The 14283-nt window shown below is 72.6% G+C and carries 16 protein-coding genes; 3 read left to right on the top strand and 13 right to left on the bottom strand.

What is annotated here, in order from left to right:
* Window positions 1–7: 7 nt before the first annotated feature.
* The 6 genes from Actkin_RS09865 to Actkin_RS09840 all read right to left on the bottom strand — a co-directional run bounded on the left by Actkin_RS09865 (window position 8) and on the right by Actkin_RS09840 (window position 4924).
* Entirely contained in the window at window positions 8–1723 is a 1716-nt protein-coding gene (locus Actkin_RS09865) for a metallophosphoesterase family protein (RefSeq protein WP_189213003.1), read from the bottom strand.
* 67 nt (window positions 1724–1790) lie between these two features.
* On the bottom strand, window positions 1791–2303 hold the full coding sequence (locus Actkin_RS09860; RefSeq protein ID WP_189213004.1) for a DUF4262 domain-containing protein: 513 nt from the start codon (window positions 2301–2303) through the stop codon (window positions 1791–1793).
* Window positions 2303–3055 carry a YebC/PmpR family DNA-binding transcriptional regulator gene (locus Actkin_RS09855; RefSeq protein WP_189213005.1) on the bottom strand — a complete coding sequence of 251 codons (753 nt, stop codon included), beginning with the start codon at window positions 3053–3055 and terminating at the stop codon, window positions 2303–2305. Before Actkin_RS09855 ends, Actkin_RS09860 begins: the two co-directional genes overlap by 1 nt.
* Before the next feature lie 18 nt (window positions 3056–3073).
* A complete protein-coding gene (pdxT, locus tag Actkin_RS09850) occupies window positions 3074–3694 on the bottom strand; it encodes a pyridoxal 5'-phosphate synthase glutaminase subunit PdxT (protein ID WP_258906809.1) in 621 nt (206 codons plus the stop codon).
* A gap of 29 nt (window positions 3695–3723) precedes the next feature.
* The gene (locus tag Actkin_RS09845) at window positions 3724–4032 is read right to left on the bottom strand and encodes a branched-chain amino acid transport AzlD family protein (protein ID WP_189213007.1); all 309 of its coding nucleotides are present in this window, start codon (window positions 4030–4032) and stop codon (window positions 3724–3726) included.
* Between the two features lie 199 nt (window positions 4033–4231).
* A complete protein-coding gene (locus Actkin_RS09840) occupies window positions 4232–4924 on the bottom strand; it encodes an AzlC family ABC transporter permease (protein WP_258906808.1) in 693 nt (230 codons plus the stop codon).
* Between the two features lie 76 nt (window positions 4925–5000).
* Here Actkin_RS09840 and Actkin_RS09835 point away from each other — a divergent pair, with 76 nt between their 5' ends.
* On the top strand, window positions 5001–5558 hold the full coding sequence (locus Actkin_RS09835; protein ID WP_229787375.1) for a helix-turn-helix domain-containing protein: 558 nt from the start codon (window positions 5001–5003) through the stop codon (window positions 5556–5558).
* On the opposite strand, the gene pdxS is transcribed toward Actkin_RS09835, so the two are convergent.
* A complete protein-coding gene (pdxS, locus tag Actkin_RS09830) occupies window positions 5559–6473 on the bottom strand; it encodes a pyridoxal 5'-phosphate synthase lyase subunit PdxS (RefSeq protein WP_189213010.1) in 915 nt (304 codons plus the stop codon).
* Between the two features lie 202 nt (window positions 6474–6675).
* Between pdxS and Actkin_RS09825 the strand changes: the two genes are divergently transcribed.
* Window positions 6676–8790: an elongation factor G-like protein EF-G2 gene (locus tag Actkin_RS09825; protein ID WP_258906806.1), complete on the top strand. Its 2115-nt coding sequence runs from the start codon at window positions 6676–6678 to the stop codon at window positions 8788–8790.
* 42 nt (window positions 8791–8832) lie between these two features.
* Here Actkin_RS09825 and Actkin_RS09820 read toward each other — a convergent pair whose 3' ends face one another.
* The 5 genes from Actkin_RS09820 to pgsA all read right to left on the bottom strand — a co-directional run bounded on the left by Actkin_RS09820 (window position 8833) and on the right by pgsA (window position 12623).
* Window positions 8833–9327, bottom strand: a complete 495-nt coding sequence (locus tag Actkin_RS09820; RefSeq protein WP_258906805.1) for a hypothetical protein — start codon at window positions 9325–9327, stop codon at window positions 8833–8835.
* 170 nt (window positions 9328–9497) lie between these two features.
* Entirely contained in the window at window positions 9498–9950 is a 453-nt protein-coding gene (locus tag Actkin_RS09815; RefSeq protein WP_258907893.1) for an NUDIX hydrolase, read from the bottom strand.
* A gap of 29 nt (window positions 9951–9979) precedes the next feature.
* On the bottom strand, window positions 9980–11098 hold the full coding sequence (locus tag Actkin_RS09810; protein WP_258907892.1) for a glycosyltransferase family 4 protein: 1119 nt from the start codon (window positions 11096–11098) through the stop codon (window positions 9980–9982).
* A gap of 32 nt (window positions 11099–11130) precedes the next feature.
* Window positions 11131–12018 carry a phosphatidylinositol mannoside acyltransferase gene (locus tag Actkin_RS09805; RefSeq protein ID WP_258906804.1) on the bottom strand — a complete coding sequence of 296 codons (888 nt, stop codon included), beginning with the start codon at window positions 12016–12018 and terminating at the stop codon, window positions 11131–11133.
* On the bottom strand, window positions 12015–12623 hold the full coding sequence (gene pgsA, locus Actkin_RS09800) for a phosphatidylinositol phosphate synthase (RefSeq protein ID WP_189213013.1): 609 nt from the start codon (window positions 12621–12623) through the stop codon (window positions 12015–12017). Before pgsA ends, Actkin_RS09805 begins: the two co-directional genes overlap by 4 nt.
* Before the next feature lie 134 nt (window positions 12624–12757).
* Here pgsA and Actkin_RS09795 point away from each other — a divergent pair, with 134 nt between their 5' ends.
* Complete coding sequence (locus tag Actkin_RS09795; protein WP_189213014.1) at window positions 12758–13312, top strand: HIT family protein; 555 nt, start codon at window positions 12758–12760, stop codon at window positions 13310–13312.
* 4 nt (window positions 13313–13316) lie between these two features.
* On the opposite strand, the gene Actkin_RS09790 is transcribed toward Actkin_RS09795, so the two are convergent.
* Entirely contained in the window at window positions 13317–14279 is a 963-nt protein-coding gene (locus Actkin_RS09790; RefSeq protein ID WP_189213015.1) for an ABC transporter substrate-binding protein, read from the bottom strand.
* Window positions 14280–14283: the final 4 nt, after the last annotated feature.

The following is a 14283-nucleotide window of genomic DNA, read 5'->3' as shown; positions in this document are numbered from 1 at the left end:
CGGGCGGTCAGCGCCGGGTGACCGTGATCGGACGGTCCATCCGGGCGGGGCGCAGCGGCCGGGCCGGGGCGAGCCACGGCTCGTGGGGCGCCCCGTCCGGCCGCGCCGACCAGGCGCGGCAGACCGTGTCGAGCTTGACCGGGTGGATGGTGAGCACGCCCTCGGTGTCGATGTGCATGCGCAGGAAGCCCTTGTGGTCCTCGATGCTCTGCCCCGCCATGACCTCGTTGACGTTGATGCCCGCGCGGGAGGCGAGCAGCAGGTAGACGGCGACGAGTTCGGCGTCGATGAAGCCGATCAGCAGCGGGGTGCCGAACAGGACGATCGACAGCGTCGACCAGTCGCCGACCGCGCCGTCCGGCAGGACGTCGGTGTGCAGGGCGACGACGGTGAGGGACCAGCCGACGCTCAGTCCGATGTGGGCGATCGCGTGCAGCAGTCCGGCCGCGGTGGCCTTGGGGCCCTGGCGGATGTGCTGTATTCGGGCGAACGCCAGGCCGCCGAAGACGAGGACGATGCCGACGCCGATCGCGGGCGCCCAGCTGGCGACCTTGCCGAAGAAGCCGCGCTGCTCGTCGTCGGCGAGGGTGCTGACCAGGCCGTACAGCACGGCCAGGGTCATCAGGGTCTGGAAGGTCCCGGTGAGCGCCCAGAAGCCGGGGTTGCGCCAGGGCAGGCTGAAGACGCCGGTGGCGAAGCGGCGCGACGCGGCCACGTCGGGGTAGCGGGCGGCGAGGTCGTAGGCCGTGGGCGGCGACGGGTCGCGCACGCGCGAGGCCGTCGGGGGCAGGCGGAGCTCGTCGGGGAGCTCGTGCGTGGCGGCCAGGTACGCCCCGCCCAGCCCGCAGGTGATCAGGTGCCGTCCGCCGTCGCGCTCGGCGTAGTGCGCGTAGTGGTGGGTGTCGCCGGAGAGCATCACCCGGATCTCGGCGCCGCGGGCGCGCACGATCTCGCGGTTGAAGAACTCGATGGTGTCGTGGCACTTGGTCGACCCGCCCGCGCCCGCGGCGATCCACGCAGGCGACGGGGTGCAGAGGATGACGCCGTCGCCGGGCTCGATGTCGCGGGAGACCGTGCGGAAGTACTCCAGCTGCGGGGCGTCGACGTAGTCGTCGAACTGGGTGTCGATGGCCATCAGCCACCAGCGGTGCGGGAGCTGGACGGCGAAGTAGGACCGGGTCTGCTCGGTGTCCCAGCCGCCGATGGGCCTGCGCTGGGCGAACACGCGCAGGAACGAGGTCAGGCCGTCGTACCAGTCGTGGTTGCCCGGCAGGGCGAACAGGACCGGCCGGTCCCCGGTCGTGCTGGGCAGTGCGGCGCGGTAAGGGCCTTTGGTGCGGTCCTCGTAGGCGCGGGTCGACGCGCCCGGGTAGACCTGGTCGCCGCCGAGGACCAGGAGGCTGCCGCGCGGGAGGGTGTCGCCGTCGAGGGTCAGCGACTCGGCGGCCAGCAGGGAGGCCACAGAGTAGGTGGCGTCGAAGCCGTCGCCCACGTCGGCGGCGAAGTCGAACCACAGCTCGTCGCCGATGCGCCGGTGGATGGTCGACGGCAGGCCGCCCTGCAGTTCGCGCTTGTCGGCGTAGGACCCGAACACCGCGGCGATCGCGGACTGGATGCCGGTGCTGACCAGCACCTTCGGCGCGAGCCAGCGGACCGCGGGCTGGGGGCGGAAGCCGAGTTCGACCTCGGTGCACGCGCTCGGCCGGGGCCGCTCGGTGGACATGCGGCTCCCCTTCCGCCGAACCGGACCAAGATCCTAGTTCGGGCGTCGGGGCGGCGGATAGGCCCGTTCAGGGGCCGTCGATGCCCGGGCGCCAGGTCTCCGGCCTGCCGGTGTAGGTGAGCACCGGCTGCCAGATGTCGAAGCCGTCCGGGGCGTCCGGGCTCCACGGGAACCTGCCGTCCGGGGTGGCGACGATCAGCTGCATCGCCGGGAAGTCGCCCTGCGGGTAGACGAGGAACGCGCTGCCGAAGAACTCCGGGTAGTGGCCCTTGTGGACGCGCTCCACGACCACCGGGGTGCCCTCGAAGAAGTCGAGGTAGGGCAGGCCGGGGTAGAACCGCTCGCCCTCGGCGGTGCGGCGCACGTAGAGGTCGAGCAGCGGGCGGGCCATGTCGACCGGCAGCCCGACCACGACCGCCTCCGGCGCGGCGAAGCGGCGCCACACGCCCACCGTGAAGGCGTATGGCGCCCCGTCGGCGTCGCCCGCGACCTCGACCGCCGCGTACCCGTCCTGGTCCGCGGTGTGGAGCAGCCACTCGCGCAGCTGCTCCTCGTCCGGGGTGAGGGCGGGCAGGGACACTAGGCGTCGACCTCGGCCATCACGTCGTCGGCGACGTCGAAGTTGGCGTACACGTTCTGCACGTCGTCGGAGTCCTCGAGCGCATCGATCAGCTTGAAGATCTTGCGCGCGCCGTCTGCGTCGAGCTGGACGGTGGACATGGGCAGGAAGCTAGCGTCGGCGGACTCGTAGTCGTAGCCCGCGTCCTGAAGCGCCTTGCGGACGGCGACCATGTCACCGGCCTCGGAGACCACCTCGAAGCTCTCGCCGAGGTCGTTGACCTCCTCCGCGCCCGCGTCGAGCACGGCCATGAGGACGTCGTCCTCGGTCAGGCCGTTCTTCGGGACGATCACCACGCCCTTGCGGTTGAACATGTACGACACCGAGCCCGGGTCGGCCATGGAGCCGCCGTTGCGGGTCATGGCGGTGCGGACCTCGGTGGCGGCGCGGTTGCGGTTGTCGGTCAGGCACTCGATCAGCACCGCGACGCCGTTGGGGCCGTAGCCCTCGTACATGATCGTCTGCCAGTCGGCGCCGCCCGCCTCCTCGCCGCCGCCGCGCTTGCGGGCCCGCTCGATGTTGTCGTTCGGGACGGAGCTCTTCTTCGCCTTCTGGATGGCGTCGTAGAGGGTCGGGTTGCCCTCGGGGTCGCCGCCGCCGGTGCGCGCCGCGACCTCGATGTTCTTGATCAGCTTCGCGAAGAGCTTGCCACGCTTGGCGTCGAGGGCGGCCTTCTTGTGCTTGGTCGTCGCCCACTTGGAGTGGCCGCTCATCTATCCTCCGTCGTCAGGTCAGGCTTCACGGACCAGGTCCGTGAACAGGCGGTGCACGCGGTGGTCGCCGGTGAGCTCGGGGTGGAAGGCGGTGGCCAGCACCCTGCCCTGGCGGACGGCGACGATCCTACCGCCGGCCTCCCCCGCGGCCTGGGTGTCGGGGACCCTCGCCAGCACCTCGGCCTCGGCCGAGACCGACTCGACCCACGGCGCGCGGATGAAGACCGCGTGCACCGGGCCGTCGTCGAGGCCGGTGACGTCGAGGTCGGCCTCGAAGGAGTCCACCTGCCTGCCGAACGCGTTGCGCCGCACGACCATATCGATGCCGCCGACCTGGTGCTGGTCGGGGCGGCCGTCGATGATCTTCTCGGCGAGCAGGATCATGCCAGCGCACGAGCCGTAGACGGGCAGCCCGTCGGCGATCCGGGCGCGCAGGGGCTCCAGCAGGTCGAAGGTGGCCAGCAGGCGGGAGATCGTGGTGGACTCCCCGCCCGGCAGCACCAGCCCGTCCACTCGGGACAGCTCATCGGGCCTGCGCACACTCGTGGTCGCGGCGCCCGCCGCGGTGAGCGCGGCGACGTGCTCGCGCACGTCGCCCTGCAGGGCGAGCACCCCGATCAGGGGTCGGTCGGTGGACACCGGTTCGATTCCTTTCGTACGGGTCGAGGTTAGGCCAGCCCCGCGAGACGGAGCAGAGCGGTGGTCAACGCGGCGGCCACGACAACCACCACGAACGGCGCCTTGCGCCAGGCCAGGACACCCGCGACAAGCACCCCGGCGGGCAACGCCCACCCCGCGAAGTCCTGCCCCTTGGCCAGCGCCGACGTCGCCACCAGCGCGAACAGCAGCACGACGGCCGAGGTGGACAGCAGCTCCTTCACCCGGTCCGAGAAGGTCAACCGGTCGCGCAACAGCACCCCACCGAAGCGGAACGCGAAGGTCCCCGCGGCGAGGATCAGGATCGGCAAGAGCGTCACAGCAGAACCTCCGAGACACGACGCGGGACGGCGGGCAGATCAGTCGGACCCCCGGCCCACGACGCCCTCCGGGCGAAATCGTCCGACGGCCCGCTCTCGGTTCCGAAGCCTTCCCCGCCCCGGACCGACGCAAGCGGACCACTCACGTCACCACCTCTCCGGACCAGGGACGACACGGTCGGCGGGCTTAGCACGCCGGTCACGCGACCACCTCCGGCGCCTTCCGGGCAGGCCGGGGAACCGCGAGGAGGCCGAGCAGCGCCAGCAGGATCGGCACGCCCGTCGGCAGGAACGGGGTGGCCGCCAGGGCGACCGCGGCGCCCACCAGGGCGGGAATGCGGGCCTTCGCGTCCTTCAGCGCGGGGAGGACCAGGGCCAGCATGGCCGCCGGGAAGACCGCGTCGAGGCCGAGGGCGTCCGCGTCGCCGACGAGTTGGCCCGCGACGGCGCCGCCGAAGACGCCGAGGTTCCAGGCGACGAACAGGGTCGCGCCGCACGCCCAGTAGGCCGCTCGCGCGCGTACCGCGTCTCGTTGGGCCATCGCGAAGGCGACGGACTCGTCGATCAGGAGGTGGCTGCCGAGCAGGCGGGCCGCCCAGCCTCGGCCGACCAGCTCGCCGACCGCCAGGCCGAACGGCAGGTGGCGGGCGTTGAGCAGCAGCCCGCCGAGGACCGCGGCGACGGGGCTGCCGCCCGCCGCCGTCACGCCGACGGCCAGGTACTGCGAGCCGCCCGCGAAGACCAGGAGGGACATGGCCACCGGGACCCACATCGGCAGGCCGGAGGCCACGGAGATGGCGCCGAAGGACGCGCCGTTGACCGCGGCGGCGGCCGCGATGGCCAGCACGCCGCGCCACAGCTCCGCATCGAGTGTTCGCCAGATCGAACGCATAGTGTCCTACGATGAACAATGCTCCGGTCGTTCGTCAAGCCGAACGACTTGTCCGTCACACCGAACGGGAGGCCCGGTGGACCAGCGCGGCGCCCCACTGGACGTCATCGCCCGCTCGCTGCGCCGCGAACGCGAGCGCGCGGGCCTGTCCCTGAGCGAGGCCGCCAAGCGCGCGGGCATCGCCAAGTCGACGCTGTCGCAACTGGAGGCGGCGTCCGGCAACCCGAGCGTGGAGACGCTGTGGGCGCTGAGCGTGGCGCTCGGCGTGCCGTTCTCCCGGCTCGTCGAGCCGCCCACCCCGCGCGTGCAGGTGATCAGGGCGGGCGAGGGGCCGATCGTGTACTCCGAGCGCGCGGACTACGCCGCGACCCTGCTCGCGTCCTGCCCGCCGAACGCCCGCCGCGACATCTACCTGATCAGCGCGGAGCCGGGCAGCCGCAGGGAGTCCGACCCGCACTTCCCCGGCGTGGTCGAGCACGTGGTCCTGGCCAGCGGCCGGGCCCGGCTGGGCCCGACCGACGAGCCGGTGGAACTCGGACCGGGCGACTACATCGCCTATCCCGGCGACATCCCGCACGTGTTCGAGGCGCTGGAGCCGGGCACGACGGCGTGCCTGGTCTCCGAGCACGTCTGACTACCAGCCGCGCTCCGCGAGCCGGTGCGGCTCCGGGACGTCCTCGACGTTGATGCCGACCATGGCCTCGCCCAGGCCGCGGGAGACCTTGGCGATCATGTCGGGGTCGTCGTGGAAGGTGGTGGCCTTGACGATGGCGTCGGCGCGCTTGGCCGGGTCGCCGGACTTGAAGATGCCGGAGCCGACGAACACGCCCTCGGCGCCCAGCTGCATCATCATCGCCGCGTCGGCCGGGGTCGCGATGCCGCCTGCGGTGAACAGCACGACCGGCAGCTTGCCGGTGGTCGCGACCTCCTTGACCAGCTCGTACGGCGCCTGCAGCTCCTTGGCAGCGACGTAGAGCTCGTCCTCGGGCAGCGAGGTCAGCCGCTTGATCTCACCGCGGATCTTGCGCATGTGGGTCGTGGCGTTGGAGACGTCGCCGGTGCCCGCCTCGCCCTTGGAGCGGATCATCGCCGCGCCCTCGGTGATGCGCCGCAGCGCCTCGCCGAGGTTGGTGGCGCCGCAGACGAAGGGGACGGTGAAGGCCCACTTGTCGATGTGGTTGGCGTAGTCGGCCGGGGTCAGCACCTCGGACTCGTCGATGTAGTCCACGCCGAGGGACTGCAGCACCTGCGCCTCGACGAAGTGGCCGATGCGGGCCTTGGCCATGACCGGGATGGAGACGGCCTCGATGATCCCCTGGATCAGGTCGGGGTCGCTCATGCGCGCCACGCCGCCCTGCGCGCGGATGTCGGCGGGCACCCGCTCCAGCGCCATGACCGCGACGGCGCCCGCGTCCTCGGCGATCTTGGCCTGGGTGGCGTCGACGACGTCCATGATCACGCCGCCCTTGAGCATCTCCGCCATGCCGCGCTTGACCCGGGACGTGCCGGTCTCCGGCTGGGGGGCAGTGGTGGTCTGTGCGTCGGACACGGTTCGCCTCTCGAATCGTCTTGGGGTATGCGGCTCACGAAAGGCCGCTGACCACAGCTTACGTGTGATGTGGACCGCTGAAGGCAGCCAATGCGGGGCTATCTCGGCAGGCCACTTCCGACCTGCGGGGAGCGCGCTGGTCACCAGCGGTGACAAGATGTGAGATCCGACACAAGGGCGGGTCGAGCGGGAGGTGCGGGAGATGGGCAGCAAGCACGCCGACAACGGTCATGCCGAGTCCGCCGTGACGGTGGACGACCCGGCGCGGATCAGGAACGTGGCCCTGGTGGGCCCGTCCGGCTCGGGGAAGACGACGCTCGCCGAGGCGCTGCTGGCCGCCACCGGCGTGCTCCCCCGGGCGGGGACCGTCACCGAGGGGACCACGGTCTGCGACCACGATCCGGCCGCGCAGCGCCAGCAGCGGTCGGTGGGGCTGGCGGTGGCCCCGCTGATGCACGACGGCGTCAAGGTCAACCTGATCGACACCCCCGGCTACGCCGATTTCGTCGGCGAGCTGCGGGCGGGACTGCGCGCGGCGGACGCGGCGCTGTTCGTGGTGTGCGCGGCCGAGGGCGTCGACCCGGCGACCATCGCGCTGTGGCGCGAGTGCGATGCGGTCGGCATGCCCCGCGCGCTCGTCGTGGCCCGCCTCGACCACCCGCGCGCGGACTTCACCGCCGAGCTGGTCGCCTGCCGGGAGGCCTTCGGCGCCAACGTGCTGCCGCTGTGGCTGCCGCACGGCGACTCCGCCCTCGACGGGCTCATCACCCAGCGCCGCTACGACCACTCCGGCGGCCGGATGACGCTCACCGACCTCGACGACGCCGCCCGCGACGCCATCGCCGACGCCCGCGCGGAACTGCTGGAGGGCATCATCGCCGAGAGCGAGGACGAGTCCCTGATGGACCGCTACCTCGGCGGCGAGGAGATCGACACCGAGACCGTCATCACCGACCTGGAGAAGGCGGTCGCCCGCGGCTCGTTCTTCCCGGTCGTGCCGGTGTGCTCGTTCACCGGACTCGGCCTCGAGGAACTGCTGGAGGTGCTGACCCGCGGCTTCCCGTCACCGCTGGAGCACCCGCTGCCCGAGGTGACCGACCCGCACGGCCGCCCGCACGCGGCGATCATCCCCGACCCCCGGGGGCCGCTGGCCGCGGAGGTCGTCCGCACGGCGGTCGACTCCTATGTGGGCAGGGTGTCGCTGGTGCGGGTGTTCTCCGGGACCCTGCGACCGGAACGGCAGGTGCACGTCTCCGGCCACGGATTGGCCGATCGCGGCCACGAGGACCATGACGCGGACGAGCGCGTCGCGCACGTCTACTCTCCCCTGGGGGCCTCGCTGCGCGAGGTCCCTTATTGCATCGCCGGTGATGTGTGCGCGCTGACCAAGGTCGGCTCGGCGGAGACCGGCGACACCCTGTCCGCGCCCGAGGACCCGCTGCTGATGTCCCCGTGGACGATGCCGGAGCCGCTGCTGCCGGTCGCCGTGGTCGCCCGCACCCGCAGCGACGAGGACGCCCTGGCCCGCAACCTGGCCCGGCTGGTGGCGGGCGACCCGACCCTGCGCATGGACCGCAATCCGGAGACCCACCAGCTCGTGCTGTGGTGCATGGGCGAGGCGCACGCCGACGTCGTGCTGGCCCGCTTGCGCGCGGGCGGCGCGGAGATCGATACCGAGCCGGTCAAGGTGTCGATGCGCGAGACGTTCGCCGGGCCCGCGCGGGGCCACGGCAGGCACGTGAAGCAGTCCGGCGGCCACGGCCAGTACGCCGTGTGCGACATCGAGGTCGAGCCGCTCCCGACCGGCGCTGGCTTCGAGTTCCTCGACCGGGTGGTGGGCGGCGCGGTCCCGCACCAGTTCATCCCCAGCGTGGAGAAGGGCATCCGCGCCCAGCTCGCCCGGGGCGTGTCGACCGGCAACCCGATGGTGGACATCCGGGTGACGCTCGTCGACGGCAAGGCGCACAGCGTGGACTCCTCCGACGCGGCCTTCCAGACAGCGGGCGCGCTGGCGCTGAAGGACGCCGCGGCGAAGACCACGATCTCCCTGCTGGAGCCGATCGACTCGGTGACGGTCCGCCTGCCGGACGAGCACCTGGGCACGGTCCTCGGCGACCTGTCGGCCCGCCGCGGCCGGGTCCTCGGCACGGAGTCGGAGGGCTCGGGCTTCACGATCGTCACCGCCGAGGTCCCCGCCACCAACCTGGTCCGCTACCTCATCGACCTGCGCTCCCTGACCTCCGGCTCGGCGACCTTCACCCGCCGCTTCGCCCGCTTCGACCCCATGCCGACCTCCCTGGCCACGCAGATGGCCTAGCCGCGCGGTCCGGGACGACCTGACGAGGCCGTCCCGGACCCGTCAAGCAGGCCCGACCTCGGCGAACCGCCCCAGCCCGACCGACCGCGCCGCGGTCAGCGAGTACATGACGGCGTCGGCGAGGGCGAGGAAGTCGACCGCCTGGGCGTACTCGACCCGCCCCCGGCCGTGCGCCGCCAGGTTCCGCAGCACCGAGAGATTCTCGATCGCGCGATGCGTGGACAGGCTGATGAGTTCCCGCTCCGCCGCCGTGGAACTCAGCTGCCGCATCCCCATCCGCAACTCGTCGGCGGACAGGCCGTGTCGCGCGAGAAGGGTGCGCAGAGCACTCTCGATCTCGGCCGCAGCGTCCAGGACCGCGCCGCGCGGTGACGCCTTGGCCACCTCACGCAGCCGCAGCGGCATCGTCTGGTCGGTGGCCTGCTCGGTCGCGGCGACCTCGCCGGTGAGCTGCTTCTCGGCCTCTTGGGCCGTCTCGTTCCACTCCATCTCCAGCCCGCCCGGCCCCGCCCTGAGCGCCTTCAGCCGCTCGCCCACCAGCGGCCCCGAGCCGGGACCGCAGCGCCAAGACGAGCACGACGGTCGCCGCGGGCCAGGCCAGGGTATCCACCAGGCGGTGGATGAATTCCAGAACACCCATCACGCCGCTCCCCACGTCGCAGTCCTCTTCCGCATCGCAAGATCGACTGGCGCTGTTACCCGTCTGGCTAAGGCTCCTGGGCCAGGTCCGGCTCGGCGATCTCGAAGTACTCCGGGCGCGGCGCGCCGCCTGCGAGTTTGAACCAGCGGACCACGCGGCGGCGGCGTTGGGTGAGGGTGTCGCGGACGGCGTCGCCGTGGACGCGGCGGGCGATGACCACGCGGTGTTCGGCGTCGGTCAGTTCGGCGGTCAGCGCGGACGGCAGCCGGGAGCGGTCCACTTCGGACAGCGATCGGGTCAGCACGTTCTCCGCGTCCTCCCGGGCCACCCGCGGGGCGTGTTCGGCCTGTTCGGCCTCCATCCGCAGGTGTTCCACCCCCAGCACCCCCGCCACGGCGCGGGCGACCACGGCGCGGCGGGCCAGGGCGGCGTCGAGGGCGGCCCAGGCGGCGTCGGTGCGGATGTGCAGGCGGTCCAGCCGGTTCGCCGTCCCCACCAGGTACACGCCGCCCAACACCATGACCGCGACCAGCAGGACGATCCACCAGCTCACTGCGCCTCCCCCACCGGGCGCGGGCAGGCCGCGACCGCCTGCTCGTAGACGCGCAGCACCTGCGCGGCCACCACCGACCAGTCGTACGCGGCCACCCGCCGGTGTCCCTCGGCCGCCACCGCGGCGCGGCGCTCGGGGTCGGAGAGCAGCGAGCGCAAGGCCTCCGTCAGCGCGGGCGCGTCCCCGACCGGCGTCAGCACCCCGGCGCGCCCGTCGTCCAGCACCCGGCGGAAGGCGTCGAGGTCGCTCGCGGCGACGGCGGTCCCGGCGGCCATCGCCTCGGTGAGGATGATCCCGAAGCTCTCCCCGCCGGTGTTGGGCGCGCAGTAGACGTCGATGCCGCGCAGCATCGACGCCTTCTCCCGGTCGTCGACCTGCCCCAGCAGCTCGACCCGCACCGGGCCCGCCGCCTTCCGCAGTTCGGGTGCGTCGCCCCGGCCCACCACGACCAGCCGCAGCTCCGGGAACTCCGCGGCCAGCGGGCGCAGCGCCTCCAGCAGCACCGGCATCCCCTTGCGCGGCTCGTCGTAGCGGCCGACGAACCCGACCGAGCAGCCGCGCGGATACCCCGGCAGCGGGTCGGCGTCGCGGAAGAACGCGACGTCCACGCCGTTGGGGATCTCCACCGCGTCGCCGCCCAGGTGCTCCACCTGCACCCGGCGCGCCAGCGCGGACACCGCGATGCGGGCCGTCACCTTCTCCAGGAACGGCTGCAGCACCATCTGGAACGCGCTCAGCGTGCGCGAGCGCGGGGTCGAGGTGTGGAACGTCGCCACGATCGGCCCGTCGGCGACCATCAGCGCCAGCATCGACAGGCTCGGCGCGGTCGGCTCGTGCAGGTGCAGGACGTCGAAGTCGTGCTCGCGGATCCAGCGCCGGACCCGGGCGAAGGACAGCGGCCCGAACGACAGCCGGGCCACCGACCCGTTGTACGGGATGCCCAGCGCCCGGCCGGCGGGCTGGACGAAGTCGGGAACCGGGGTGTCGTCGTCGGCGGGCGCGAGCACGTCGACCGAGTGCCCCAGCCCGCGCAGCGCCCTGGCCAGGTCGACGACGTGCGCCTGCACCCCGCCGGGGACGTCGAAGGAGTACGGGCAGACGATGCCGACGCGCAGTCGCTGTGCCGATGGTCCGCTCGCCAGCCCGCTCACGACGTCACGTCCTCCAGCCACAGGTTCTGGAGCATGTGCCAGTCCTCCGGGTGCGCGGCGATGTCCGCGGCCAGCACGTCGGCCAGCGCCTGGGTCGCCGACGGCACCGCGCGCACGCCCGCCACCGGCAGCGGCGGGTGGAACCGCACGCCCCACCCGTCCTCGGTGAACCAGCAGCCGACCGGGATCAGCGCCGCCCCGGTGCGGGCGGCCAGGTACGCCGGGCCCGCGGGCATCTTCGTCTCCGCGCCGAAGAACGTCACCGTCCTGCCGCTCGGCGTCAGGTCGCGGTCGGCGAGCAGGCAGACCAGCCCGTTCTCCCGCAGCCGCTCGGCCAGGACCACCGCGGGGTTGCGCTCCCCGCCCGTGGCCGGGACGACCTCGAACCCCAGCGACTCGCGGTACGCGACGAACCGGTCGTACAGCGACTCCGGTTTCAGCCGCTCCGCGACGGTCGTGAACCGGCCGTACGCGCGCACCAGCCAGACCCCGGCGGCGTCCCAGTTCCCCGAGTGCGACAGCGCGAATACGACGCCGTTGCCGTCGGCCAGCGCCTTGTCCACGTACTCGGTCCCGGTGACGCCCGCGTCGACCCGCCGGTACACCGAGTCCAGGTCCATCGACGGCAGCCGGAAGGCCTCCATCCAGTACCGGGCGTAGGACCGCAGTCCGGCCCGCACCAGGTCGTCCAGCTCGGCCGCGCCCGCCTGGGGCACCACCCGCGACAGGTTCCGGCGCAGCCGCCGCGCGCCCGGCCCCTCGCGGCGGGCGGCGAGGTCGGCCCCCGCGCGGAACAGCCCGGCCGCGACCGGCTCCGGCAGCGTCCGCACCAGCCGCCAGCCCGCCGCGTACCCCGCGTCGGCCAGCCGCTCCCCCCAGCTCATGCTCGCTCCTCCGCGCTCCGGCGCACCGCGACCAGCCGCTGCGCCACCGTCACCACCGACCCGACCGACAGCAGCACCAGCGCCACGTGCAGCGCGTACGGCACGCCGAGGCCCACCAGGCCGGTCCCGACCAGCGTGGTGATGAGCCGTTCCGCCCGCTCCACGAGCCCGCCGTCCGCCGACAGCCCGCTGGCCTCCGCGCGCGCCTTCACATAGGAGATCACCTGCGCGGTGACGAGGCAGATCAGCGCGGTCGAGGCCAGCAGCGCGTCCTGCGCCACGAAGAAGGCGTACCAGGCGATCCCGCTGAACAGCGCGCCGTCGGCGAGCCGGTCGCAGGTCGCGTCCAGCACCGCGCCGTAGCGCGTGCCGCCGCCGCGGGCCCTGGCCATCGCGCCGTCGAGCAGGTCGAACATGGCGAAGCCCCACACCACGAACGTCCCCGCGAGGAGGTGGCCCGCCGGGAAGAGCCACAGGGCGCCCGCGATGGCGCCCGCCGTGCCCACCAGGGTGATCGCGTTGGGGGTCAGCCCGACACCGACCAGCCACCTGCCGACGGGATCGGTGACTCGGGACACCGAGGCTCTGGCGAATATGTTCAGCATGGGGCCTTACCGGCGGAGATGAACAGGGCTGGGGAAGCCTAACCCGACCACGATCGTGCGCTCGGCACCCCGCGTGCGTGCCGTCCTCCGGTCGGCGGCCGAGCCGGACCGGGACCCGCCACTAGGATCGGGGCATGGCCGTGGACCCTGAGCTCGTCGCCCAGGAAGGCGTCGGGATACCCGACGCCCTGCAGCGGCTGTGGACGCCGCACCGCATGGCCTACATCCGCGGCGAGAACAAGCCGGTCGGCGACGAGCGCGAGCTGTGCCCGTTCTGCACCCTCGTCCAGCTCGACGACCCGGACGCGCTGATCATCGCCCGCGGCGAGCTGGTCTACGTGGTGCTCAACCTGTACCCGTACAACCCCGGCCACCTCATGGTGGTGCCGTTCCGCCACGTCGCCGACTACACCGACCTCACCGCGGAGGAGACGGTCGAGCTGGCCGAGCACACCCAGCGGGCGATGCGGGTGGCGCGCAAGGTGGCCGCGCCGCACGGGTTCAACATCGGCATGAACCAGGGCGTCATCGCGGGCGCGGGCATCGCCGCCCACCTGCACCAGCACCTGGTGCCGAGGTGGGGCGGCGATGCCAACTTCATGCCGGTGATCGGCCACACGAAGGTCCTGCCGCAGCTGCTCGGCGAGACCAGGGCGCTGCTGGCCGACGCGTGGCGCACGGTCGACTGACCGGCTAGCGCGCCGGGTCGACCCCGTACACCTTGGCGATGTCGTCGAGCACCACGTTCGCGCCGTACAGGCCGACAGCGCTCATCCAGGTCTTGTCGCTGACCTCGTGGACGGTGCCCTTGAGCTGCCCCCACAGCGGGTTGGCCTCAAACTTCTCCTTGGTCTGCGCGCTCAGGCCCGCCTCGTCGGCGTAGACGGAGACGAAGATGTCGTCGGCGTCCATGAGGCCGATCTGCTCGTCGGAGATCTCGGTGTTGAAGCCGGTGCCGGTCGCGGCCTCGGGCTTGTCGAAGCCGAGGTCGCCGATGATGACGCCGATGTAGGTGTCGTCCTTGTAGATGCGGGTGGGGCCGTCGACGAACCGCACGACCGACACCGTCGGGTTGGCGCCCTCGGCGGCGCGCACGGCGTCGCCGACGGCCTTGGCCCTGGTCTCGTAGGCGGCGATCTTCTGCTTGGCCAGGTCCTCCTTGCCCAGCGCCCGGCCCACGAGTTCGAGGTTGGCCTTCCAGGTGCCGCCGGTGGTCTCGGAGAACACCGTCGGCGCGATCGCGGTCAGCTGCTCGTAGAGCTTCTCGTGGCGGACCTTCGCCGAGAGGATCAGGTCGGGGTCGAGCTCGACGATCTTCTCCAGGTTGGGCTCGCTCAGCGTGCCGACCGGGACGGCCTTGGGCGCGTACTTCGCCACGTCGCCGCCGAAGTAGTCGGGCAGCCTGTCGTCACCGCCCGCGAGGGTGGTGAAGCCGACGACCTCGCCCTCCAGCGCCAGCGTGGCGTCCACGAAGGTCATGTCGAGCGCGACCACCCGCAGCGGCCGCTCGGGCAGCTCGGCGGTCCCCATGGCGTGGGTGACGGTGCGCGGGAACGCGCCCCCGCCCGCGGCCGCGCCGCCCTGCGATTCCGGTTCGGCGCCGCCGCACGCGGTGGCGGCGAGGGCCAGTGCGACGACTAGGGAGCGTGCTCTCATGCGA

Source organism: Actinokineospora sp. UTMC 2448 (genome assembly GCF_024760565.1).
Classification (GTDB): domain Bacteria; phylum Actinomycetota; class Actinomycetes; order Mycobacteriales; family Pseudonocardiaceae; genus Actinokineospora; species Actinokineospora fastidiosa.
Note: the sequence above shows the minus strand (reverse complement) of the source record. Positions and strands in the feature narration are given on the sequence as shown.

What these genes read in the sequence shown, in the direction of transcription:
- Actkin_RS09865 (WP_189213003.1), bottom strand. Translation starts at nt 1,723, where the DNA reads ATGTCCACCGAGCGGCCCCGGCCGAGCGCGTGCACCGAGGTCGAACTC.
- Actkin_RS09855 (WP_189213005.1), bottom strand. Translation starts at nt 3,055, where the DNA reads ATGAGCGGCCACTCCAAGTGGGCGACGACCAAGCACAAGAAGGCCGCC.
- Actkin_RS09840 (WP_258906808.1), bottom strand. Translation starts at nt 4,924, where the DNA reads ATGCGTTCGATCTGGCGAACACTCGATGCGGAGCTGTGGCGCGGCGTG.
- Actkin_RS09825 (WP_258906806.1), top strand. Translation starts at nt 6,676, where the DNA reads ATGGGCAGCAAGCACGCCGACAACGGTCATGCCGAGTCCGCCGTGACG.
- Actkin_RS09815 (WP_258907893.1), bottom strand. Translation starts at nt 9,950, where the DNA reads ATGGTGTTGGGCGGCGTGTACCTGGTGGGGACGGCGAACCGGCTGGAC.
- Actkin_RS09805 (WP_258906804.1), bottom strand. Translation starts at nt 12,018, where the DNA reads ATGAGCTGGGGGGAGCGGCTGGCCGACGCGGGGTACGCGGCGGGCTGG.
- pgsA (WP_189213013.1), bottom strand. Translation starts at nt 12,623, where the DNA reads ATGCTGAACATATTCGCCAGAGCCTCGGTGTCCCGAGTCACCGATCCC.
- Actkin_RS09795 (WP_189213014.1), top strand. Translation starts at nt 12,758, where the DNA reads ATGGCCGTGGACCCTGAGCTCGTCGCCCAGGAAGGCGTCGGGATACCC.
- Actkin_RS09790 (WP_189213015.1), bottom strand. Translation starts at nt 14,279, where the DNA reads ATGAGAGCACGCTCCCTAGTCGTCGCACTGGCCCTCGCCGCCACCGCG.